The organism is Pseudomonas sp. GW822-FHT03F08 (assembly GCF_058801265.1).
In genome coordinates this window covers 118,405-141,505 of sequence record NZ_JBXANC010000006.1, presented here as the reverse complement: position 1 = coordinate 141,505, position 23,101 = coordinate 118,405, and the positions used below count along the sequence as shown (strand labels likewise).

General features: G+C 54.1%; 21 protein-coding genes and 2 pseudogenes. 13 read left to right on the top strand and 10 right to left on the bottom strand.

Going from position 1 to position 23,101, the window contains the following annotated elements:
- Nucleotides 1–126 precede the first annotated feature (126 nt).
- The gene (locus AC1RME_RS16505) at nucleotides 127–453 is read left to right on the top strand and encodes a DUF2025 family protein (RefSeq protein WP_085730336.1); all 327 of its coding nucleotides are present in this window, start codon (nucleotides 127–129) and stop codon (nucleotides 451–453) included.
- Here the strand turns inward: AC1RME_RS16505 and AC1RME_RS16500 are convergent, their stop codons facing one another.
- Complete coding sequence (locus AC1RME_RS16500) at nucleotides 454–774, bottom strand: antibiotic biosynthesis monooxygenase family protein (RefSeq protein WP_096818157.1); 321 nt, start codon at nucleotides 772–774, stop codon at nucleotides 454–456.
- Complete coding sequence (locus tag AC1RME_RS16495; RefSeq protein WP_096818155.1) at nucleotides 771–1,478, bottom strand: CTP synthase C-terminal region-related (seleno)protein; 708 nt, start codon at nucleotides 1,476–1,478, stop codon at nucleotides 771–773. Before AC1RME_RS16495 ends, AC1RME_RS16500 begins: the two co-directional genes overlap by 4 nt.
- Nucleotides 1,479–1,493: 15 nt before the next feature.
- On the opposite strand from AC1RME_RS16495, the gene AC1RME_RS16490 reads away from it, so the two are divergent.
- Nucleotides 1,494–2,435 carry a LysR family transcriptional regulator gene (locus tag AC1RME_RS16490; RefSeq protein WP_096818154.1) on the top strand — a complete coding sequence of 314 codons (942 nt, stop codon included), beginning with the start codon at nucleotides 1,494–1,496 and terminating at the stop codon, nucleotides 2,433–2,435.
- Here AC1RME_RS16490 and AC1RME_RS16485 read toward each other — a convergent pair whose 3' ends face one another.
- The 5 genes and pseudogenes from AC1RME_RS16485 to AC1RME_RS16465 all read right to left on the bottom strand — a co-directional run bounded on the left by AC1RME_RS16485 (nucleotide 2,436) and on the right by AC1RME_RS16465 (nucleotide 6,337).
- Entirely contained in the window at nucleotides 2,436–2,963 is a 528-nt protein-coding gene (locus AC1RME_RS16485; protein WP_096818152.1) for a DUF1003 domain-containing protein, read from the bottom strand.
- A gap of 61 nt (nucleotides 2,964–3,024) precedes the next feature.
- Nucleotides 3,025–3,462: pseudogene (locus AC1RME_RS16480) on the bottom strand (methyl-accepting chemotaxis protein); the annotation flags it as partial.
- Nucleotides 3,463–3,570: 108 nt separating this feature from the next.
- Nucleotides 3,571–4,254, bottom strand: a pseudogene (locus AC1RME_RS16475) (PAS domain-containing protein); the annotation flags it as partial.
- 274 nt (nucleotides 4,255–4,528) lie between these two features.
- A complete protein-coding gene (locus AC1RME_RS16470; RefSeq protein WP_096818646.1) occupies nucleotides 4,529–5,581 on the bottom strand; it encodes a diguanylate cyclase in 1,053 nt (350 codons plus the stop codon).
- 147 nt (nucleotides 5,582–5,728) lie between these two features.
- Complete coding sequence (locus AC1RME_RS16465; protein ID WP_096818148.1) at nucleotides 5,729–6,337, bottom strand: TetR/AcrR family transcriptional regulator; 609 nt, start codon at nucleotides 6,335–6,337, stop codon at nucleotides 5,729–5,731.
- 214 nt (nucleotides 6,338–6,551) lie between these two features.
- On the opposite strand from AC1RME_RS16465, the gene AC1RME_RS16460 reads away from it, so the two are divergent.
- Entirely contained in the window at nucleotides 6,552–7,604 is a 1,053-nt protein-coding gene (locus AC1RME_RS16460; protein ID WP_096818147.1) for an MBL fold metallo-hydrolase, read from the top strand.
- 38 nt (nucleotides 7,605–7,642) lie between these two features.
- Here the strand turns inward: AC1RME_RS16460 and AC1RME_RS16455 are convergent, their stop codons facing one another.
- Nucleotides 7,643–7,954, bottom strand: a complete 312-nt coding sequence (locus AC1RME_RS16455; RefSeq protein ID WP_096818145.1) for a helix-turn-helix domain-containing protein — start codon at nucleotides 7,952–7,954, stop codon at nucleotides 7,643–7,645.
- Nucleotides 7,955–8,047: 93 nt separating this feature from the next.
- Nucleotides 8,048–8,815, bottom strand: coding sequence for an AraC family transcriptional regulator (locus AC1RME_RS16450; protein ID WP_096818143.1), 768 nt, complete (start codon nucleotides 8,813–8,815; stop codon nucleotides 8,048–8,050).
- Between the two features lie 112 nt (nucleotides 8,816–8,927).
- On the opposite strand from AC1RME_RS16450, the gene AC1RME_RS16445 reads away from it, so the two are divergent.
- The 3 genes from AC1RME_RS16445 to AC1RME_RS16435 all read left to right on the top strand — a co-directional run bounded on the left by AC1RME_RS16445 (nucleotide 8,928) and on the right by AC1RME_RS16435 (nucleotide 12,299).
- A complete protein-coding gene (locus AC1RME_RS16445; protein WP_096818141.1) occupies nucleotides 8,928–9,743 on the top strand; it encodes a sulfite exporter TauE/SafE family protein in 816 nt (271 codons plus the stop codon).
- 90 nt (nucleotides 9,744–9,833) lie between these two features.
- A complete protein-coding gene (locus AC1RME_RS16440; protein ID WP_096818139.1) occupies nucleotides 9,834–10,982 on the top strand; it encodes a hypothetical protein in 1,149 nt (382 codons plus the stop codon).
- Between the two features lie 126 nt (nucleotides 10,983–11,108).
- On the top strand, nucleotides 11,109–12,299 hold the full coding sequence (locus AC1RME_RS16435; protein WP_096818137.1) for a hypothetical protein: 1,191 nt from the start codon (nucleotides 11,109–11,111) through the stop codon (nucleotides 12,297–12,299).
- Between the two features lie 3 nt (nucleotides 12,300–12,302).
- On the opposite strand, the gene AC1RME_RS16430 is transcribed toward AC1RME_RS16435, so the two are convergent.
- Nucleotides 12,303–13,289, bottom strand: coding sequence for a hypothetical protein (locus AC1RME_RS16430; protein WP_096818135.1), 987 nt, complete (start codon nucleotides 13,287–13,289; stop codon nucleotides 12,303–12,305).
- 188 nt (nucleotides 13,290–13,477) lie between these two features.
- Here AC1RME_RS16430 and mads1 point away from each other — a divergent pair, with 188 nt between their 5' ends.
- From mads1 to AC1RME_RS16395, 7 genes are all read left to right on the top strand, one after another.
- Nucleotides 13,478–13,660 (top strand): methylation-associated defense system helix-turn-helix domain-containing protein MAD1, encoded by a 183-nt coding sequence (gene mads1, locus AC1RME_RS16425; protein ID WP_096818134.1) that lies wholly within the window; start codon nucleotides 13,478–13,480, stop codon nucleotides 13,658–13,660.
- Between the two features lie 97 nt (nucleotides 13,661–13,757).
- Complete coding sequence (locus AC1RME_RS16420; RefSeq protein ID WP_096818132.1) at nucleotides 13,758–15,284, top strand: DNA cytosine methyltransferase; 1,527 nt, start codon at nucleotides 13,758–13,760, stop codon at nucleotides 15,282–15,284.
- Between the two features lie 2 nt (nucleotides 15,285–15,286).
- Nucleotides 15,287–15,718: a very short patch repair endonuclease gene (locus tag AC1RME_RS16415; protein WP_096818131.1), complete on the top strand. Its 432-nt coding sequence runs from the start codon at nucleotides 15,287–15,289 to the stop codon at nucleotides 15,716–15,718.
- Nucleotides 15,696–17,210 carry an ATP-binding protein gene (locus AC1RME_RS16410; protein WP_096818129.1) on the top strand — a complete coding sequence of 505 codons (1,515 nt, stop codon included), beginning with the start codon at nucleotides 15,696–15,698 and terminating at the stop codon, nucleotides 17,208–17,210. The genes AC1RME_RS16415 and AC1RME_RS16410 overlap by 23 nt, the downstream gene beginning before the upstream one ends.
- The gene (locus AC1RME_RS16405; protein WP_096818127.1) at nucleotides 17,211–19,973 is read left to right on the top strand and encodes a Z1 domain-containing protein; all 2,763 of its coding nucleotides are present in this window, start codon (nucleotides 17,211–17,213) and stop codon (nucleotides 19,971–19,973) included. It begins immediately after the preceding gene.
- Nucleotides 19,954–20,979, top strand: a complete 1,026-nt coding sequence (locus tag AC1RME_RS16400) for a PD-(D/E)XK motif protein (protein WP_176504802.1) — start codon at nucleotides 19,954–19,956, stop codon at nucleotides 20,977–20,979. The genes AC1RME_RS16405 and AC1RME_RS16400 overlap by 20 nt, the downstream gene beginning before the upstream one ends.
- Nucleotides 20,979–23,042 carry an AIPR family protein gene (locus tag AC1RME_RS16395; RefSeq protein ID WP_096818124.1) on the top strand — a complete coding sequence of 688 codons (2,064 nt, stop codon included), beginning with the start codon at nucleotides 20,979–20,981 and terminating at the stop codon, nucleotides 23,040–23,042. The genes AC1RME_RS16400 and AC1RME_RS16395 overlap by 1 nt, the downstream gene beginning before the upstream one ends.
- Nucleotides 23,043–23,101 lie beyond the last annotated feature (59 nt).

The following is a 23,101-nucleotide window of genomic DNA, read 5'->3' as shown; positions in this document are numbered from 1 at the left end:
GAAAGCGAAAATTTCCGCACTTTTGTGCGTTTGTTTGCAGTACGCTTGGCCACGGCGACCACCCCGGCAGAGGGTGTGCCTCAATGCCCTGCGTGTAAACCTTCGATCACTCTTGTGAGGTTTACCATGCGCATCACATCCCAACTCATCTGCCAGGCGGCCGACGACCTCAAGGGTTTTGTCGGCCTCAATCGCAAGACCGGCCAGTACATCGTGCGTTTCAGTGAAGACTCGTTCGGCATGGACGTGGCCGATGACGGCATCATTCCCGCCAGCGAATTCGTCTGGGCACCGGCCACCGAACAGACCATGACCCTCAAGCGCGAGTTGATCCAGTTGCTGCTCGATCAGCACATCGATGACCGGATCAACATCACCGAGCCGTTGCGCGTTTACATGAGCAAGCGCGAAGTGCCGGAGATTGTGGCGGTGCGCAGTCTGGTGAAGGGCTGACTATCCGAATCGATAATCGCGCTCCACTTTGCACACCCGCGTATGACATGCCGAGTACCAGGTCGAACGTCCGCGCTCGCGAATCGCCTGGTGCTCGGGATGGTGTTTCCACGCCAGAATCGCCGCTTCACTGTTCCAATACGATGTCGTGATCCCGAGCCCATCCGCCCCTCGGGCCGACTCCACGCCGAGAAATCCCGGTTGCTCGCGCGCCAGTTCAACCATGCGCTCGGCAGCTTCGGCATATCCCTGATCAACTTCGGTACGGGTTGAGGTGAAGATCACCGCGTAGTACGGCGCTTCTGGCGTTTCGGCGATCATGCCCGTTGCTCCGTGCAGGCTTCGACAAATGCCCGCACCAGCGGTGGCAATAGACCTTTGAGCGCCGCACGTTCCGGCTGGAACAACGTCGCGACAAAGAACACATGGTTTTTCAGTTCGATGGCGCGCAGATCGCCTGTCGAATCGTGGCCCACGGCGTGCAGGTCATGGGTCAGCAATTCGCGTTCGAACTGCGGATTCACACCAAAACGGCAGCGATAACCTTCGCAAATCTCGGACGTTTCGTACGCCTTGGCGATCAACGAACCGGGCACCAGATGGATGCTGTCCACCGCTTCCACCAGCGAACAGGTCAGCGGCGTGAGCACCGCACGGCTGGATTCGGGCGAGGTTTCGCCATGCTCCGCATCGGCCCAGCCCAGCACATTGCGGGAAAACTCCAGCACCGCATGTTGAAAACCGCCGCAGGTGCCGAGGAACGGGCGCTGCTGTTCGCGGGCAAAGCGGATGGCTCGCAGCGCGCCAGCTTCACTCTTGTAAGGGCTGGCCGGGACGCACCAGAAACCGTCGAAACCTTCGAGCGGCGTATCGAGGTGGATTTGCTCAGTGGACAGCCATTCGAAATCGACTGGTCGGCGGATGTGTTCCGCCACAAGCCCGAGGGCGACGGGGATGGCTTGATGGGCGGTGACTTGCGGGTCGTAGTCACCGATCAGGGCGATGCGCAGGGCTCTGGATTCCATGAGTGTTCGCTGTGCTTGTTGAGGGATGACGCTCACTATAGATTGGCGTTCACGCACTCAATATGGGCGTTTCCCCAAGTGATTAATGCAGCGACGCACTATCGACTCGACTTCCCGGATCTGGCGCTGATTCTCGCCCTGGTGCGCGGCGGCTCTCTGGCCCGGGCCTCGCAGCTGCTGAAGGTTGACGTGTCGACGGTGTTTCGCGCGGTGCGCCGACTGGAAGCCGCGCTCGGTCAGCAACTGTTCGAAAAAAGCCGCGCCGGTTACCTGCCCACCAGCCTTGCGCAGACTTTGGCCGAGCAGGCCGAGCGCGCCGAGCAGGCACTGGAAGCAGCGCGAATCGGCGTGGAGCAGGGCGGCGAAGTGATCAGCGGCACGGTACGCCTGACCTGTACCGACTCGGTATTGCAGGGTCTGCTGCTGCCGGCATTGGCGCAGTTCATGCCGAACTACCCGGCGCTGACCATCGAACTGAGCACCTCCAACGACTTTGCCAACCTCAGCCGTCGCGACGCCGACATCGCCTTGCGCCTGACGCGCACGCCACCGGAGCACCTGGTCGGACGGGAGCTGGCGAAGATTTCCTACCGGGTCTGTGCCAGCGAGCGTTATCTGCAAAATGTTGAAGCGGTCGATCTGAACGCCCTGACCTGGATCGCCCCGGACGATTTCCTGCCCGATCACCCGACTGTCGTCTGGCGTCGCCAGCACTTGCCGGGCGTGACACCGGGCTATCGCTGCAACAGCATGTTGTCGGTGACGGAGCTGGTGCGTGCCGGGCTCGGCGTCGCGGCGTTACCGGACTTTCTGATCACCGAAGGCCTGCGAGCCTTGAGCGAACCGCTGCACGGTTACGACACCGCGCTCTGGCTGCTGACCCGCCCGGACTGCCGTGCGTTGCGCTCGGTGGTTACGCTGTTCGATGAACTCGGGCGGGCACTGCGTTTGCCGTGATCAGGCCTGCGGGTTCTGGCGCATGTGATCGTGCAGTTCGCGGGTCAGGCCTTCGATGCGCTCGGTGAGGTTCTTGGTCATTTCGGTGAGCCGGGTGTTCTGCTCCAGCAGTTCCAGCAACTGCGCGGTGTTCTTTGCGGCCTGCGCCTGACGCTCGGAATTGGCCACGGCCAGGGCTTCGCGATGCTGCGCGTCGGCGTCGGATTGCGCCTTGTCCCGTGCGGCCTGACGGGTCTGGGCCAGCAGAATCAGCGGTGCGGCATAGGCCGATTGCAGGCTGAACGCCAAGTTCAACAGGATGAACGGATAGACGTCGAAGTTCGTGACGCCAAACATGTTGAGACACACCCACAGCACCACGATCAGGGTCTGCGCGCCGAGGAAGGTCGGCGTACCGAAGAATCGCGCAAACGCCTCGGCCCGCAAGGCGAACTTGTCGTTGCCGAAGGTTGTGTTGAGGTGGGCGTGGGGGCGGTGGAAGCGCAGGTGATCGACAGGGGCGGCGGATTCGTTTTTTTCGGTGGTCATGACGGGCTCGGCAAGGCTTGGGACGTTGAGTCACTATAGCCCTGCGTCGCCCGTGTTGGCCTTATCCCGGCGCACGCTCGTTGGCAAACATGCTCACCGCTTCCACGGCTTCGCTGGCGCCATCGCGAATCTGCAGAATCACCGTCCCCGCCTGATCCGCCAGTTCGACGCCTTGCGCCGCGCGTCCACGAGTGCCGTCCATGCTCTTGATCGCCTGACGGGTTTCGCTCTGGATCAGGCCGATCATGTTGGAAATCTCCGCCGTCGAGCCGCTGGTGCGTGCCGCCAGTTGCCGCACTTCATCGGCCACTACGGCAAAACCGCGACCTTGCTCGCCGGCCCGTGCCGCTTCGATCGCGGCGTTCAGGGCCAGCAGATTGGTCTGATCGGCAATCGCACGGATGGTGTTGACGATGGTGGTGATCTGTTCGGAGCGTTCGCCGAGTTGTGCGATCAGGTTCGAAGACTCGGCGATGTCATCGGCGATCTCGCGCATTTCGCTGGCCGTTTGCTGGATCACTTGCGTGCCTTGCTCGGCGACTTTTCGGGTGGCGACAGAGATGTGATAAGCGGCGCTGGCACTGCGTGCATCCTGCTCGTGCTGCTCGACCCGGGCGGTGACGTCCGAGGCAAACTTCACCACTTTGCACAAGCGGCCGGCGGCGTCGTAGACCGGGTTGTAGTTGGCTTCCAACCAAACGGTTTGCCCGCGCTTGTCGACGCGTTCGAACTGTCCGTGGAAAAACTCACCCTGATTGAGCCGGCGCCAGAAGTCATCATAAGCACTGCTGTTGACCAGCTCTGCAGTGCAGAACAAGCGGTGATGTTTACCTTTGAGTTCGGCGAGCGTGTAACCCATGCGTGTCAGAAAATTCTGATTGGCTGTAAGAACGTTGCCATTGAGGTCGAACTCAATCACCGCCATGGCGCGGTCGATGGCTTGCAGTTTGGCGTTGGCTTCACTTTCCTGCTGCACCTTGGCGGTGACGTCCATGGCGTACTTGACCACTTTCACCACACGACCCGAAGCATCCTTGATCGGGTTGTAACTGGCTTCGAGCCAGATCGGCCGGCCCTGGCTGTCGACGCGCTCGAAGGTGCCGGACTGGAACTGACCGTTTTTCAGCTTCGACCAAAGCTCGGTGTATTGGCTGCTGCGGGCAAATTCCGGTGGGCAGAACTGGCGGTGGGACTGGCCGATCACCTGTTCGGCGGTATAGCCCGTGGTCTTGAGAAAGTTGTCATTGGCGCGCAACACCACCGCGTCGAGATTGAATTCGATCACCGCCATGGAGCGGTCGATGGCTTCGAGCAGGCCGGTTTGCTGGGCGAGGGTGTGTTGCAGGTCGTCGACAACAGACTGCTGGCGATTGAAAAACATGCTGGGTGCGCTCCGGAAATAGGGCTAGAGGTGTTGTCCCTGTTCCCGCGGCGGCAGGCCGAAGATGCTGGCGACGTTCGGCGTTGACTTCATAGTGCCAGCATCCAGGCTGACAGTTCGATCTTATACAAAGTTTATAAAGTTGTACAAGAAAGTGGTTGATCTGGATCTTGTACAACGCTTGTCAGGCGCTGGAACGGCTCAACGCTACGCTGATCGTGTTACGGCCCGTGTGCTTGGCGGTGTACAACGCTTTGTCGGCGTCATCCAGCCAGTCGAGGGCGTCCGGGCAGGTCAGTTGGAAACGCGCCAGTCCGATGCTCAGGCTGACCCGCAACTCGGGCACCTCGGGATGGCGGTACTGATGCAGAGCCTGGCGCAGTTGCTCCATCAGGGCTTCGGCTTTGCTCAGCGGCAGGTTGGGCAGGATCACACAGAATTCGTCGCCGCCGTAACGCCCGGCCAGCTCACTTTCATCCAGCACGGATTTCAGTTCGCGACTCAGTTGTTGCAGCACCGCGTCGCCGACGATGTGCCCGTAACTGTCATTGATCACCTTGAAATGATCGATGTCGATCAGTGCCAGGGTGGCTTGGCTGTTGTGGTCGCGGCACTGCTGGAACTTGAGGTGCAGCAGGTCTTTCCAGGCGCCGTGGTTGAGCAGGCCGGTGAGGCTGTCGGTGCGGCTCAGGGCGCTCAAGGTGCGTTTGTGTTCGGCGAGTTTGATCGCCAGTTGGTAACAGACCATCCCCAGTGCAAGCGGATAAAGAGTGAGCATCGGCAGGCACGCCCAGACCTGGGTTTGCGTGGTGGTCAGGTTGAACTTGACCCCGAACACTGACCAGCCCAACAGCACGCCGATCACCTGGGCGAGGGCGCCGAGTAGGAACAGCCGCCGGCCACCGGCGGCCACATTGTTCATGGTCATCATCGACAGAATGGTCACGGCGGTCAGCGGGTTGAACTGGAAACACGCGGTCCAGAAACCACCGAACACCGAGTCGTAAAGCAGGTTGCGACGCTCGGCGCGATAGGGGAAGGCCGAACGGGTCGACCATTGATAGGCGACGTGGGGCCAGAGAAAACCGTTGAACAGCAACAGCGCCCAGAGCCAGGCCGGCATGTTCAACGGATACAGCGCGGCGCCGACACTGAAGAAACCGACGCCCAAACCGATGGCGCGTGGCAGGTAAATGCGTCTGGCGAATGACAAGCCTTTGCCGCGTTGGTTATCCATGAGGTTCTTCGCCAGATTCATTCTGAAACACTTTCCAGTGTAATTCTTCAGAGCGACCGTTCATCGGTCAATGACAGATATTGTCATTTATTCCAGCGGGAAAATTCAGTGTCCTTGTGAGCCATTTAATCGTGGCGCAGGCTCGATCTAGAGCTGATAACAGGCCAGGAACATGTCCAGCGCCGATTCGACCACGGCATTTTGCGTTGCGTTGTCGAGCGCCGGCTGGCCCATGGAAATCTGTGGCCAGAAGGCGAAAGACTTGAGCAGGCCCTGTACCTGATGCGCGGCGAATTCCGGGTCGACCGGTTTCAGCCGACCGTCTGCCTGAGCGGCGCGAATCCACACGGTCACGCTTTCCTCACGCTCGCCCATGCGCGCCACCATGTTCTGTGCGCGTTCGGGCGAGTGGATCGCGGCGGCGATGGCGACACGGGCCAGATTCATGAAATTGTCGTCCGCCATCATCTGCAGTTTGGCCAGCAGCATCGTTCGCAATTGATCGCGCAAGGGGTGATCAGGCTGATACGACACGGCTTGCTCGGTGCTGATTCGTGCCCACAACTGGTTGAGAATTTCGGCGAACAGCTCTTCCTTGCTCGGAAAATGGTTGTACACCGTGCGCTTCGACACCCCGGCGGTGGCCGCGATCTTGTCCATGCTGGTGACTTCGAAACCGTTGGCACGGAATTCGGTGATGGCCGCCAGGATGATGGCTTCGCGTTTGCGGTCGGTGAGGCGCGTTGGAGCTGTCATAAATTCGATTCGGCAGGAAATAGATGAAATTACACTCGGCAGTTTACTTGTCATCCGGTTTGATGCAACCTAGAAAGTACACCGATCAGTGTAATGTTGCGTTAATCGGTGCAACCTAAAACCAGATGTCCGGCTGATGCGTGCGTGCCTTGGCCATTTATCGTCCCACCGTGGAAAACCGTGAATTGCGCGGTTTTTCTGGAGTCATTCAGTCATGGCCAAATCAATTTCTTCCGCGGTCAGTCCTGTACCTGAAGCTTCGCGCCAGGCAGAAGGGACGTTCCGTAACCACGCCCCGGTGCAGCGCGAAGGCGTGCGAAAGATGCTGCGCATCATGTGGAACATGATCTTCCACAAACCGCGCAATACCCGTCCGGCGTCGGCCATTCCGGTGCAGTCACTGACCCGTGCCGACCTGATCGCCGCCCCCAATCACAGCGTCTTTCGCCTCGGTCACTCGACCTTGCTGCTGAAGCTGCAAGACAAATTCTGGATCACCGACCCGGTGTTCGCCGAGCGCGCCTCGCCCGTGCAATGGGCCGGCCCGAAACGTTTCCACCAACCACCGATCAGCATCGACGAGTTGCCACCGATCGAAGCGGTGATTCTGTCGCACAACCATTACGACCATCTCGACTACGAAGCGGTGTTGAAACTGGCGGACAAGGTCAACGTGTTCCTGACCCCGCTGGGCGTCGGTGACACGCTGGTCAAATGGGGCATCGATGCCAGCAAGATCCGCCAGTTCGACTGGTGGCAGGGCACCGAAGTCGCCGGCATCCGCTTCATCGCCACCCCGTCGCAGCACTTCTCCGGCCGTGGCCTGTTCGATGGCAATCAGACCCTGTGGGCTTCGTGGGTGATCATCGATGGCGATACACGAATCTTCTTCAGCGGCGACAGCGGCTACTTCGATGGCTTCAAACGCATCGGCGAACAATACGGCCCGTTCGACCTGACCCTGATGGAAACCGGCGCCTACAACGTCGAATGGCCCCACGTGCACATGCAACCGGAAGAAACCCTGCAAGCCCACATCGATCTCAAGGGTCGCTGGTTATTTCCGATTCACAACGGCACGTTCGATCTGGCGATGCATGCGTGGCACGAACCCTTTGATCGCATTCTTGCACTGGCCTGGGAGCGCAGCGTTTCCATTACCACCCCGCAAATGGGCGAGGCGTTTAACCTGGCACAGCCGCAACGCGGGCATGCGTGGTGGTTGGCGGTTGAAGGGGCGAGTGAGGCGGTGGTGCAAGGGGCCTGACTCACTGACGCAGGTTCGCCTCCATGAGGCGGACCGAATCACTCCGCCATCGCATAGTCCCCACGCACCGATTCAACCGTCGAACCATTGCTTGTCGAACGCCCTGGCGCAAACCCCGGAAAGAACACCAGCCCCTGCGCCTCAAACCGATAGGTCAACGCCAGCCGCGCCGAATCCGCCACTTCCTGTTGCGCCTCGAATCGCTGAATATCGTCTACCGAAACCCCTGCCTCCCGCGACAGCTGTTCCACGCTCCAGCCCAACATCCCTCGGGCCTGGGCGCAATGCGTCGGGGTGAACTGGAAAAGGGCGATACGTTCGAGGATGAGGTTCATCGCTGAAGAGGCCATGGTGTGCTCCGGGCTCGAGAGTGTTGATGGAAAATATACTGTGTTTTTGTACAGTTGTTTTCGGCCGGGATCAAACGCATTTTTTGATTTGCCCTAGTTCGCCGCCTCCAACCAGACGGACGGTGCCTGACCGAGGATCCGACGGAACATCGTCGAGAACGCCGCCGGGCTGTCATAGCCGAAATCCAGGGCAATCCGCGTCACCGCTTCACCCGCCGCCAGCCGTGCCAGCGCCAGTACCACGCAGGCGCGCTGGCGCCATTGACTGAAACTCAGGCCGGTTTGCTGACGGAACAGTCTGTTGAAGGTGCGCAAGCTTACGTGCAGCTGATCGGCCCATTGCAGGGGCGACTGGTGGGCGTTCGGCTGATGCAGAAATTTCTGACACAGTTCGAGCAGTCTTCCGTCAGACGGCAGCGGTATATGCAACGGCAGCGGTGCACTGCGCACCAATTCATGCAGCAACAAATCGATCAGCACGCCGTCACGCCCGGCCAGGTCATAGGTCAGCGGCAGCTCCACCGCCTCCATCAGCAAATGCCGCATCAACGGCGACACACTGATCACCTGACAACGCTCACCCAGATCCACCGCCCCCGGCTCGATATACAAACTGCGAGTGCTGACTCCCAGCATCAACACCTCATGCGCCACCCCCGGCGGAATCCATACCGCTCGCTGCGGCGGCACCACCCAGTTGCCGTCATGCGTGCTGACCTGCATCACCCCGGTCGCGCCGTACAACAATTGCGCCCGCCGATGCGTATGACGTGGCAACAGATAGCCGTGGGAATAATCCGTACCGATCGCCACCACCGGGCGTGGTGTGTCGTCCAGCAGGTTGATCGAAACATTGCGCATCGAGCGGCATCCAGCGATTGGCGTAAACGCAAACATTATTGGCTGACTTGCTGAGGCAGGCCAAGCGCCGCCGCTCTATCGTCGACCGCTCCCCACCAACGGACGACGCGCCATGTTCTACCTCCTGCTGACACTCTTCGGCTGCCTGACCGGTGTCACCGCCGTGCTCTTCGGATTCGGCGGCGGCTTCGTCGTCGTGCCGCTGCTGTACCGCATGCTCACCGCCAGCCACGGCGTCGACGACCCCGTCGGTCAATCGGCCATGCACATCGCCGTCGCCACCTCGACCTGCGTGATGATCGTCAACGCCCTGATTGCTGCCGACAAACACCGCCGCGCCGGCAACCTGATCCGGGATTACCTGTGGCCCTTGGGCGGGTTCATCGGGTTGGGCGCGGTTGTCGGCGCAGTCGCAGCGGTCTGGGTGAGCGGTGAGGTCATTCGCTATGCCTTCATCGCCTACCTCGGCGTGACGATTGTCGATTGCCTGCTGCGACGCGGGTTTCTCACACAGTCCGAAGGCGTCATCCCACGGCGATTAGGAACGGTGGAAACGTCCGGCGGTGGTGTAGGCATTGGCGCCATCGCGACGTTTCTCGGTGTAGGAGGAAGCGTCATGACCGTGCCGTTGTTGCGGCGTTGCGGGTTGAGCATGTCCCAAGCGACGTCGATGGCCAACCCGTTGAGCGTGCCGGTGGCGCTGGCAGGAACCCTGACGTACATGCTGATGGCGGGGTTCAGCGAGACACCCCTTGGGCCATGGTTTATCGGGTATGTGGATCTGCTGGCGTTCGCGGTGCTGACGCTGGGCTCGATGCTGGGGATTCGACTGGCGACGCCGTGGATCGGGCGGATACCGGATCGGGTGCATGCCTGGGTCTATATCGGGTTGCTGGTGATTGTGATGATCAGCATGTGCGTGAATTGAATCTGAAGTCGCTCGATTCCCCACTGCAACCACTACATAATCCGCGGCTACTTTTTGCGAGCAACGGCTCGTTTACTCAAGGATGAAGTGATGCTCCGAGGACTGTTGCGCCTTTTCGGTGTTTTTTTGCTGACGGGTTTGTTTGTGCCGACGCCGACCTGGGCCGACAGCGGCGCGCAGGTGTACACCGGCACTTTGGGTAAATCGCCCATCGTCCTCGAAATAAATGCTCGCACCGGAGAGGGGCGGTACTTCTATAAAAAGTACCGCAAGGATCTGGCACTCGACGGTGCCATGGAGGGGGAAACACTTGTGCTGGAAGAAGGTTCGCGGATAGAGAACTCCCGCCCGACCCTTCGCCTGCAGCCAGCACTTGATGGTTGGATTGGCGAGTGGACAAGTACCGCCGGTAAAACTCTGAGGATAGAGTTGAAGCCAGCCATCATTCCTGAAGTACCCGTTGATTCCTTACCCTATCTGGCCAAGCTGCATGATCATGCACCTTACGAGTACTTGCGGCTGCAGGGCGTCACACTCAAGAAAGGCAAAACCGAAACCTTCATGGGCTACACGCTGCAATGGTGGAGCGAGCCGCAGACCAAAACTTCACTCTTCGAAGTGGTCTCGGGTTACTCCCCTGAGGAGCGTCAGCGTATCAATCAGCAGTTGATGGCGCGTTTGTGGGGTCAAGTGTTGTCGTCATATGGCTGCGGCGGTTATTACGCTCAATCCAGTCAACCACTGTGGATGTCATCGGCAGTGATGAGCGTGCGCATTTCAACCGAATACTTCTGTGGCGGGGCCTATCCGGATCAAAACCAGGAAGCGCTCAATATCGATACAAAGAGCGGCAAGTTACTGACCCTCGAAGATGTCCTGTGGGTCGGGCAGGGCCAGCCAGTACGTCATGAAGAGCGCGACGACTACATCGACACATCCTCCGGTTCGTCTGATGTCTGGTCAAAGTACCGCACCACGGAGTTAGCGCCTTGGCTGGTTGCCCAATTGACCAGGCTCTACCCGAAAGACATGACCATCACGCCGGAAGGCACAGACGACTGCGGCTACAACGATGAAGGTCCTTGGGACTTCCCGGGTTGGTATTTCACACAGCAAGGCATCAAGCTCGATCCATCGTTTCCGCATGTAGCAGCGGTGTGCGGATTCGTGGACTGGAGTGTTCTGCCGTACAACATCGTCAAACAACATCCGGGTGGTGTTGCGCTGCAACTGCCATGACGCGATGTTGCATCTCGAATTACATTTCTCGATTACCGGGCACAACCCCGCCATAATCCGCCGCGAATTTTCCAGCGCCGGCACCCACGTCCCGGCGCAACTTCCGACTCATTCAGGGACCGATCCATGCTCAAGGGACTGTTACGCCTGGCGCCATATGCCGTGGCGTTGTTCACACTGATTTCCACTGCCCATGCCGAAGATGGTCGGCGCGTGTTCACCGGCAAGCTGGGCAAAACGCCGATTGTGGTTGAGCTCAATACCCAGCAACCGGATGAAGTGACCGGTCGTTACTTCTACGAAAAATACCATCGGGACCTGCCCCTCAGCGGGTCATTGCAGGACAGCACCCTGACGCTGGTTGAAGGCAATAATCGCTACGGTGACGACAAGCCACTGCCAACTTTGAAACTGGAAGAAACGGCCACTGGCTGGCAGGGCGAGTGGCAAAGTCCGAAGGGCAAGAAGCTTACAGTGCAGCTTTCCGAGGCCAGGCTTCCAGCGCCGACAACTTCTACGCTGCCCTTCATCGCCGCGCTGCCAAACGGCGAGCCGTATGAGTATTTGCGACTACAGGGACTCAAGCTCAAACCGCTGAAGAAACAAGACTTCATGGGTTACACCCTGCAATGGTGGACAGAGCCGGAGTCGAAGATTTCGCTGTTCAGCGTAGAGTCCGGTCTGCCAAAAGATGATCTGCAACGGGTCAACCAGCAGTTGCTTGGACGATTGTGGAATGAAGTCATCCGCTATCACGGTTGCCAACTACAGGGCGGGGAAAACGTCGACTTCATGCAGGACGCAGAGCCCAAAATGATTTCGCCGGCCGTGGTCAGCCTGAACATCTCGACCAGCTATTTCTGCGGTGGCGCGCATCCGGACTTCGGTGATTCACCCCTCAACATTGATGTGAGCACTGGTCATCCGTTGTCGCTCGAAGATGTGTTGTGGGTAGGTGAGGGCAAGCCACTGCTGCATGCCGAACGAGACAGTCTGGGTGACAAGCCTTTGAGCTCGGCTGAAAGTGACGCGCGTTATCAGTATGAAAACAAAGAGCTGGTGCCTTGGCTGATCAAGCAACTCACTGCCCTATACCCCGCAGAAATGAAGAAGCCGACGCAAGATGATGATTGCGACTTCACGGAAGAAAGCGTTTGGGGTTCTTCGCCGTGGTACTTCACTGCGAAAGGTTTGTACCTGGGCGCCTACTTTGCCCGCGTTCAACGGTCTTGCGACAGACCAGACTGGTCAGTCCTGCCGTACTCAGTCGTCAAACAACACCCCGGCGCCGTCAAACTGCAACTGCCCCAGGGCTAACCGTCACGCCAGACCCGGCGCTTCACGAATGATGAAGTGATCCAGGTTCTCGATATTGGCATTGAAGACCTCGAAAGGCTTTTCGGGGTTCTTCTTGCCCGGCACCTGCTTCAACTCCGGCGTTACACCATAGAAGAAGCAGAACAACTCCTTATCACTGTCGATGGCGTGCTTGATCTCCTCCAGAAACGCCTTGCGCTTGCGGTAGTTGTCGATCAGCTTTTTGTTGAGATAGACACTGACCGGATAAGGCTTCTTCTTGCTGTCATCCGGCTTCTTGAACCAGACCTTGTCCTCGAAATCGATCCGGAAACTGGCACTGTGGAAGTCCTCGATTTTCTTGATCCGGCCCCAGTAAATCAGCCCCTTGTTGTCCATCAAGTACTCGATCTTCTTGAAGAACGAACTGTACGGCGCCGTATGCTCGCCAATCTTCAACGGCATGCGCTTGAGCAAATCCTTGTCCGCGAAGTTCGACACAAAACACTCCACGGGGTGAGCGAAGACACTGGTCTTGTCCGGCGCCGTCTCACGACTCGGCGACTCTTTTGAGGGGGCAGTCGCCACCCGCACCGGATCATCCCGCAACACATCCGCCGCTCCCGCAGGCGCGGCAGGCTTGCGCACATACTCACGGCGCGTCAGCAACAGCTCCGACGGGAAATGCTCCTCACGCCCGTCATCCGTTTCCCCCTCCGCCGCCTCAACCCCCGACGCCGACGTCTTCAAACTCACATACGGACAACCCGCCACATGCTGCGTACCGGGCAGATTCTTGAAGTGCGGCGTGCGCACGTAATTCACGTTCTTGGCGTTGAACGTACCCAACTCGTTGGAAGCATCGAACGCCGCACGACAGGCGTCGTTGGGGCACTGGAAATGCTCCTTGGCGGAATCGAACGCCACCGTCTCATCGAAATTGAGATCGCGAACGTCATAGATCGACAACTTGTCGTCGAGGCTGAGGCAGTAGGCGAGGTCGAATTTCATGGTGGGGCTCGGGTCCTTGAGTGGGGGAGGGAGTATCAACAACGGGAGGTTAGGTGGGTTGCATTCACGGTTTCAACATACCATTGTCCTCCATGAGTATGAGGAGGTCGTTCGAGGGAGTTCAACGCAGATTTGCCATTCCTCGATTTTCCTCTATTCTCTCGGTCGTCAATAAAGAGTCGGATGTGATGCCTGAAGAAATTATCACCCTGAAGGAAGTTGCTGAGTATCTGAAACTTGCGGAGAAGACGGCCTATCGGCTTGCCGCCGAAGGGAAAATTCCCGGTTTCAAGGTAGGGGGTAGCTGGCGGTTCAGAAGAGATGCTATAGAAAACTGGATCGATCAGCAGACTGAAAGTCGGCGCACGTGATCTAAGCTTTCATCAGATGGTTCTGGTAAAGCAGACGTAAAGGTCAAACGGCACAAGACAGTGATCGGATCAATTTAAAGATTTATATGGAACAAGTGTGACTAAGACTTCTTACCCAATAGTAGATCTCTTTGCGGGCCCCGGCGGGTTAGGAGAAGGCTTCTCCGCCCTGCACAACGGAAAAGGCGCATCGTCCTTTCACAGTATTGTATCCATAGAGCACAACGTATTTGCTCATAAGACGCTTACGCTCCGACATTTTTTTCGCTTATTTAGGCCTGGTAAAGCTCCGAGGGAATATTATCAATATATTAGTGGCGAGATTCCCAAAGAAGAACTGATTAAAAAATATCCTGAGCAATGGGCGAGAGCGGAAAACTCTGCGCTTTGTATCTCTCTGGGAGAGGAGACTCATGACATTGTTAAAAGTGTTATTAGCTCTCGGCTGGGCAGCACGAAAAAGTGGGCATTGATTGGGGGGCCTCCTTGTCAGGCCTACTCTCTGGTTGGGCGTTCAAGAATGAGCGGTTCACCTGACTTCGAAGATGATAAAAGGCACTTTCTGTATCGGGAGTATCTGAAAATCATCGTTGATCATAAGCCGCCTGTATTTGTTATGGAAAATGTTAAAGGCCTGCTTTCGGCAAAAGTGAAAGGTGAGCCTGTAATTCAAAAAATTCTGCGTGATTTAACGCATCCAAAATCTGCTGTTGGAGAAGGCGATAACGGGTTGGCATATCGTCTTTACTCCTTGAGTGAAATGGGTGAGTTTAGTATGGACGCTGATCCCGCTTCATTTCTCGTCAAAGCGGAAGAGTATGGCATCCCTCAGGCTAGGCACCGGATCTTTATCATTGGTATTAGAAACGATATAAAAGTTACGCCCGGTATACTGGAACCGCGAAAATCTCCAAGCGTTCGGGACATTATTGGTAACCTTCCCCGTCTGAGAAGTGGCGTAACTAAGGACGCCGACAGCTCGGAACGCTGGCAGCAGATAATCCGCTCTGCAAGTGCTATGCCGTGGTACAGAATGTCTACCGGCTCAGACTATGCATTGTCCGAGATTATGGCGAAGTACATATCTCTTAATTATCGTCTTCCATCTGATAAGTGTTCGACACGATATTCACTGCCGGAAACGATGACCAGTTGGTATGGCGACGAGCACTTGATTGGTTTGACGCATCATGACTCGCGTGCGCACATGAAAGATGATCTTTACCGGTATCTTTTTGCTGCCTCCTATGCCAATAAATTTAAAGTCTCACCGGTCCTTGCCGATTTTCCAACTTTGCTTCTACCGAAACATAAAAACGTAAATGCTGGCGTCAGCGGGAAAATGTTTAATGATCGTTTCAGGGTTCAATTGGCTGAAAGGCCGTCGACAACCGTAACCTCTCACATATCAAAAGATGGGCATTATTTCATACATTATGACCCTAGCCAGTGCCGCAGCCTGACTGTGCGGGAGGCGGCGAGATTGCAGACATTTCCGGACAACTATTTTTTTGAAGGTCCTAGAACTGAGCAGTATCATCAGGTTGGAAATGCTGTGCCAGCCTATTTGGCGTTAAAAATTGCAAATATTGTAAGGGATGTTCTAGAAAGAGTTAAGGGCTGATAATGGCGGACCGACTTAGTAGTCAGAGGCGGAGTTGGAACATGTCTCGTATTAAGTCCCAGGATACCGCTCCGGAACTGGCGGTGCGGAAAGTACTGTATGGAATGGGGTATCGGTACAGGCTGCACTGCGCAGCCGTACCTGGAAAACCTGATATTGTGCTGAAGCGATTCAAGGCTGTCATTTTTGTTCATGGCTGTTTCTGGCATAGGCATCTAGGCTGTAAATTGTCCTATATGCCAAAATCCAGAGAGGAATTCTGGTTAAAAAAATTTGAAGCCAATGTTCAGCGTGACGAAATGGTTAAGAAGCAGCTTTCAGATTTGGGATGGAAGTCTCTAATTATCTGGGAGTGCGAAACAAAAAAAAGCGAAACAATTGAGCACCTGCTGAGAGGATTTCTGGGTGAAGATGGAACGAGCTCCAATCACTGAGCTGTCACCGGATGATTACGATGTTGCAGAACCTGAGCCATCAGCTCTCGTCGAGTCGCTGAGGGCCTTCGGATACAGTTTGCGTACTGCGGTTGCTGACCTTGTTGATAACTGTATTTCTGCATCAGCCAAAAATATCTGGGTCAGGTTTGAATGGGATGGCGTTAATTCCTTTATTTCCATCAGGGATGATGGCAGTGGAATGACCGATACCGAGTTGGTGGCGGCCATGAGGCCGGGCTCAAGAAGTCCGCTGGAAGATAGAGCTCCTAGCGATCTCGGCAGGTTTGGGCTGGGGCTGAAGACAGCGTCCTTCTCTCAGTGCAGGCGCCTTTCTGTTATCACCAAGACGAATGATACTGACTGTGTGGCCCGCTGTTGGGATCTTGATTATATCAACACGGTCGGAGAGTGGCGTCTCCTCAAAAAGGTTAATCAGCACCGTCTTACGGAGGCAAGGGAGGAGATAGCCCTACAGGGGACGATTGTTCTCTGGGAAGAAATGGATCGGGTTACCGGCTCCGCACGCACTGACGACAAGAACGCCTATAACCGTTTCCTCGAAGCCATTGAGGAGGTTAAGGAACACCTCGCAATGGTATTCCACCGCTACCTGGAAAGGCGGGGTGGCATCAATATCTTCATCAATGGTCGCAAAATAGAAGCCTGGGACCCGTTTCTGCGGGGAGAGAGGGCAACGCAAGAACTCCCCTCTGAAAAGCTATTCTGCAAAGGCGCTCATCTTACCGTTACGCCTTACGTGCTTCCACATCAGTCAAAGCTGGACCAAGACAGGCATCGGGTAGCGGCAGGCCCCCAGGGTTGGAACGCTCAGCAGGGTTTCTACATCTATCGGAATGAACGCTTACTCGTTCCCGGCGACTGGTTGGGGCTCGGTTTTCAGAAGGAAGAACACCACAAATTAGCAAGAATCCAGATTGACTTGCCTAACAACATGGACGATGAGTGGCAGATCGATGTAAAGAAATCCCGAGCCAGGCCGCCGGGCTACCTTCGCGCAGATCTAAAAAGAATCGCCAAACTGACGCGAGAACAGGCGGTCCAGATATATCGCCACAGAGGAAAGGTTATTGCCAGAAAGTCCTCCCAAGACCATGTTTTTCTCTGGCAGCAGAAAACCAGACACGGAAAGTATTTCTACGAGATAAACCGTGAACATCCTCTGATTCAGTCTTCTCTTCGTGAAATCGGGACCGACAAAATCGAGCCCATTCTGCGTTTGCTGGAAGAGACCATTCCTGCGTCTCACATCATCATCACTAGTTCTGAAGAACCAGATAGGATGAGCCGCCCGCTGGAGGGCGCACGATACATAGAGGTCCGGCCTCTCTTGCAAAAAGTTTACAGTTCATTTCAGAAAAATGGCCTAAGCCGGGACGAAATATTTGACCGTCTCGCAACGATGGAACCATTCAGTCAGAATCCTGAGTTTATAGAAGCCTTTAGAGAAGAACCCGAAGGAGAAATTTAGATGGATCAGTACGGATACGATGACATTAAGGCTGCGGTCATGAAAAGGCTTCGTAAAAAAGAAACAGTCACCTCTGAAAGAATTTTGAAGGAAATTAATACACTCCTCGACGCTTTTGAAGCGGCGGAAATGGTTGAGGAAGTCAATCGCGACCTATTGTTCCGGGATATTTCCAGCCAAGTCAGTGTATGGCAGCCTGATCCGTCGGTGTTGCGTGACAAAAAACACAAAAATTGGCTTCCTGAACGAAAAACTGAGATCAACTGGGGATTTTGGAAACGTTATCGCCAGTATCTGGAAGAAGAGAAGAGCTGGTCCCCCGTTGTCACCGGAAAACTAGATCAGGTCACAGATGCGATCTTGGGTGACATTGGAAATCCCGCACAGTCAGGTTCATGGGACCGACGAGGAATGGTTGTTGGTGATGTACAGTCAGGCAAAACAGCAAACTACACGGGACTTATCTGCAAGGCCGTAGATGCCGGGTACAAACTTGTCATTGTGCTTGCCGGCATGACAAACGATTTGAGGAGCCAGACACAGTCCCGTCTAGACGCCGAGTTTCTTGGTTTCGAAAGTGAGCTTGACAGACAACATGAGAACGGAAGCCGGATTGGCGTCGGGAAGCTTGAAGACCACGGTCAGCTAATTGTACAGCCTCTGACCTACAGCGCGCACGGTGGAGATTTTCGTGCCAGAAACGGCGCGAATGCGCAGCTCGGAGGTAATCCTCTTCTCCTCGTCGTCAAGAAAAATACTTCGGTTCTCAAACGGATACTCGCATGGGTCGAGGGGCAGGGACAGACCAATCCTGAAACGGGTGAGAAAATCGTTAACGGTATTCCTGTTCTGCTGCTTGATGACGAAGCCGATAACGCTTCTGTAAATACAAAAGATCCCGAAGAAGATCCCACTGCCATCAATCGGGCTATCAGAAAAATACTCAAGACATTCTCACAGAGCTCATATATCGGGTATACAGCTACACCTTTTGCGAATATTTTCATCCTGCCACCTGATGAGGAGAGTGAGAAGTCAAAGTATGGCGAAGACCTATTTCCGCGAAACTTCATCTACTATATCAATCCCCCGAATAATTATATCGGTGCTACGAAAGTTTTCGGCCTTTCAGAAAGCATCGACGGCCTGACTCCTGTAGATAAAAGCCTTCCTCTCATCAGACACGCCGAAGATGCCGAGCAGTATTTTCCTGCCAAACATAAAAAAAATCTTCCGGTAGATGGCCTTCCTGACACGATGATCGAAGCAATCCGGACGTTTGTTCTGTCTTGCGCGGCCCGCCGCGTCAGGGGGCAGAAGAATGTTCATAATACAATGCTGATTCATGTAACCAGATTCAACGATGTCCAAGAAAAGGTTATCGGTCTGGTGAAAGATGAGCTTGTCAGCATTCAAAGAACCCTTGAGTTCAATACGGGATCGCAATGGAAGGAGCTTCTGATAGACCTAAATAAGCTCTGGGATAGAGATTTTGTTGTAAGAACTGCATCTATTATAGAGCTGACAGGTGATCCGCTAATTACTCCGATTCAATGGGGTGAGGTATCTCGAGAGTTGACGGAAGCGGCACTAAAAATTCAAGTAAGAGGTATTAATGGCCTTGCTGAAGGTGTTCTTGACTATGCGGAGCATCCCAAAGGACTGAATGTTATTGCGGTTGGAGGTGATAAACTTTCCCGTGGCCTTACTCTTGATGGGTTAAGTGTAAGTTATTACACCCGCCCGTCTAAAAATTATGACACTCTGCTTCAGATGGGGCGCTGGTTTGGATATAGGTCGGGGTATCTAGATCTTTGCCGGCTATATACTACAGAAGAAATTGAAGGATGGTATCAGCATATCGCAGTAGCAACTGAAGAGTTGAAGCGTGAATTCAAGCTTATGGAACTAAGTAATCTTGATCCTGAGGCTTATGGGCTTAAGGTTAGAACACATGCTAATGGGCTAAACATCACTGCGGCCAACAAAATCAGAAGCGGCAAAAAAATGCAGGTTACGTTCGCTGACAGCCTAGCTCAGACGATAGTTTTTGATAAAAATCAAAACACACAGGAAAATAATTTCAGGCACGTAGATGAATGGATTGGCGGTCTTGGGGCATTCAGTATTCAGAAGAGGAATAATTATCTGTGGGATGAGGTCGAGCCCAATCGAATTTACGACCTACTAGCTGGTTTTAAGATCCATCCGTTTTCACGTGGTGCCGACCCTGAACTCATTACCAAGTATATTGAGAAAGTCAATGACATTGGAGAACTCACTTCATGGACAATTGTCCTGATATCTAGCGGCACTGCCGACATAAAGCGTCCAATCGGTGGTCACCAGGTCGGACTGGTTGAGCGTCAAGACGTCCAGCCGGATAAAGACCTATACTGGCTGCAAAAGGCAAACATTATCAGTCCTGAGGATCAGTATATAGATCTTGACGACACTCAGCAGGCCTCAGCGCTTGCGGCCACGGTTGAAGCTTGGGCAAGCGGTGAAACACGACACAAGATGCAGCCTACTTCTCCTAGCGGTCCGTTCATTCGCCGGGTAAGAAGCCCTCAGCGAGGCCTTCTGCTGATTTATCCCCTGGACTCTAGCAATGTGCTTCTGAACGGGAAGCGGTTTACAGAGATGCCTATTATTGGCATGGCCTTGAGCTTCCCCGCCAGTCGTAACAAAACTACCGTCGAATATCAGGTCAATACCAAGTACTGGCTTGATCGCTATGGGGATGACGAAGACGATGTTTAAAGATCTATGGACTGACCTTGAAGCATCTGCGAGCCATCAGATCGAACTGGGTACTGTTAAGCGCTTGGTAGGCCTTGATTCCATGTGTCCCATGTTTATTGGGGTAAAGGCTCCCGCATTGCTGCGTACCTTCGTTCTTGAAGTTCCAAGGGACAACGTGCCGCTGCCCGATATCATCCCCGTATCGCGGGGGCTGCATTTCACTGTTCAAATTACGGGAGATGAAATACACCCGGACCACGCTAGCCTGATACTTTCATCTTCAGCTGTCGGGTATAACGAGATATTTGCCTCTATCACAGAACATATTTACAAAAAGCTTCATATTCTGACCAAGAGGAAAGAGGTAATTGCAGGTTTCCTCACTCTAGTCCGACTCTGGCAGGTTTTCTTTGAAAAGCAGAGAGATGACGGCCTCTCAGAAGAGGCGCAACGCGGTTTGTACGGTGAGTTGCAATTCCTCAAGGTCCATATTCTTTCTTCTGCCGCCAGTCCGGAGAAGGCGGTGCTTGCGTGGACTGGCCCTAGAGGCAGGCAGCACGACTTTCAGTTTGGGGGCGCAGCTGTTGAGGTGAAAACCAGTGTTTCAAAACAACACCAGAAACTCCAGATTGCAAGTGAGCAGCAGCTAGATGAGACAACCGTAACAAAGCTTTACCTTTATTATCTTTCGGTTGCTCTCATCGAAGGAGGGGCAGATACGTTGCCGGCCCTTGTTGATGAAATCAGAGTCAGCCTCTCAGACCACTCAGGAGCCCTCATAGAATTTGATAATCTGCTGATCGAAGCTGGATATGTGGAATCGCACAGAGCGAAATATAATCCCACCGGATACTCGATCAGAGAATCTGCAGTTTTCTTGGTGGAGAGTGAGTTCCCAAGAATCCGTGAAAGTGATATTCGCTCGGGCGTAGGTGATGTTAAATACTCAGTCTCAGTTGCGCAATGCAGAAACTATGAAGTTCCCTTTTCAGAGCTTTCCGTAAAAATCGGGGAGGCTTGTTGATGAACGAAAAGGACGGGCTTAATTCATTCTGCGAAGACTTATTACAGGAGGTTCTCTCAGGTGCCGGTGATGAGGAGGAGGGTGGGTTCAAGGTGGATCAGTTCACACGAACGGTCGCAGATTACCTTATCGAAGCCGGTGAGATCGAAGACGTAAACGTCTGCTTCTATAAGTCCAGGGGAATGCAGCTCAACGGCTACAACGTAAGTCAGGACGGGGATTGTTTAGACATTTTTGTGTCTGTGTTTAACCAACAGACACCCCCTGTCACTGTCACAAAGGCCCAGTGCGAATCAGCTTTCAGGCAGGCGGAAACCTGCCTGCGCAAAGGGCTTGCGGGGTTTCACAGCACCCTTGAAGAATCGTCGGAAAGCTACGATGCCTTTCAGAGAATCCACGAACTCAGAGACAGCCTTGTCAGTTGCAGAATCTTTCTACTGACGGATGGGGTCGTTAATCAGGATACCTTCATCCCGGAAGGTGGCGAATATATCTCGGTCACGTTGCATGTATGGGATGCAGCAAGGCTATTTCGCCTTGCTAGTTCAGGGAGGAAATACGAGCCGATTGAAATTAATTTTCCTGAAGAATTTGGCCAGAACATTCCGTGTCTTTCGCTGGCAGATCCAAAGTCAGATTACAAAGGCTATCTTGCTGTCATCCCTGGAGAGATACTTGCCGGGATCTACAGCAAGTATGGGCCACGTCTGTTAGAGCGAAATGTAAGGTCGTTCTTGCAGGCAAGAGGCAATGTAAATAAAGGGATCAGAAAGACTATTCTTGAGGAACCTCATCGCTTCTTTGCCTACAATAATGGTGTTTCGGCAACCGCTGATGCTATCGAGTTTGACAAAGAGAACGGGAATTCAATATCAAAGATACGCAACCTGCAGATTGTGAACGGCGGGCAGACCACGGCCTCACTTTACTATACAGCTAGGAAAGACAAAGCGGATCTGCAGGGTATTTCTGTTCAGGCAAAAATATCTGTAATTCCTGAAGAACAGCTTGAACATATCGTTCCACTCATTTCACGATTTGCCAACAGCCAGAACAAAGTTAATGATGCCGATTTTTACGCGAATGACCCATTCCATATAGAGATCGAAGGTCTCTCAAGGACGGTCTGGGCCCCAGCGGTTGATGGTTCCAGCAGGCAGTCCAAGTGGTTTTACGAGCGGGCAAGGGGGCAGTATCTCGATGCAAAGGCCAGAGAGGGCACACCTGCCAGAAAACGGCAATTTGATGCGATGTTTCCCACTCGTCAGAAGTTTACAAAGACTGATCTGGCGAAATACGAGAATACTTGGATGCAGCTCCCACATGTTGTCAGTTTAGGTGCGCAAAAAAATTTCAATGACTTTGCTATCAGACTGAAAGAGCGTGGACGTGTTGATGTCGATTCACGATATTTTCAGCACTTAATTGCCAAAGCCATAATTTTCAGTAGGGCTGATCGCATCATTCGTGATCAGAATTTTGGTGGTTACAAGGCGAATATTGTCACATACACAATCGCTTGGATATCCAACAAGACATCTCAACGGATCGATTTGAATAGCATATGGAAAAATCAGGAAATTTCACCGGTGCTTTGCGATGTTATTCGTGATGTGTCTATTGCCGTACACCGCGTCATTGTCAGCCCGCCAAACGGGAAGAACATCACTGAATGGTGTAAGCGTAAAGAGTGCTGGGAAAAGATAAAAGATTTAAATATCAATATCGGTACTTTATTGCGTAGTGAGCTAATCGATGTTTCGAAAAAAACATCCGATTTTAGTGGGAATGAAGGTGTAAGCGCTCCCAATCAACAGGAACAAAGTCTGATAGAGCAGATCGCAGCTGTACCTGCGGATATATGGTTTCAGATATCTAGATGGTCAAAAGAAACGAACAATCTTCAGCCATGGCAAAGAAGTCTTGCTTTTTCAATTGGAAAACTAGTAAATGCATCGGTCAGGGTGAGTATTAAGCAAGCAAAGCACGGTGCAGCCATTCTTGAGGAAGTCCAGCGCCTTGGTTTTAAAGTACAAGTGACTGTTGGGGTCGATAAGGGCTGATAATGAATTCAAGGGCGTAACGCCTTTGCGTTCGCCACGCAGGATGATTGCGGGTAAGT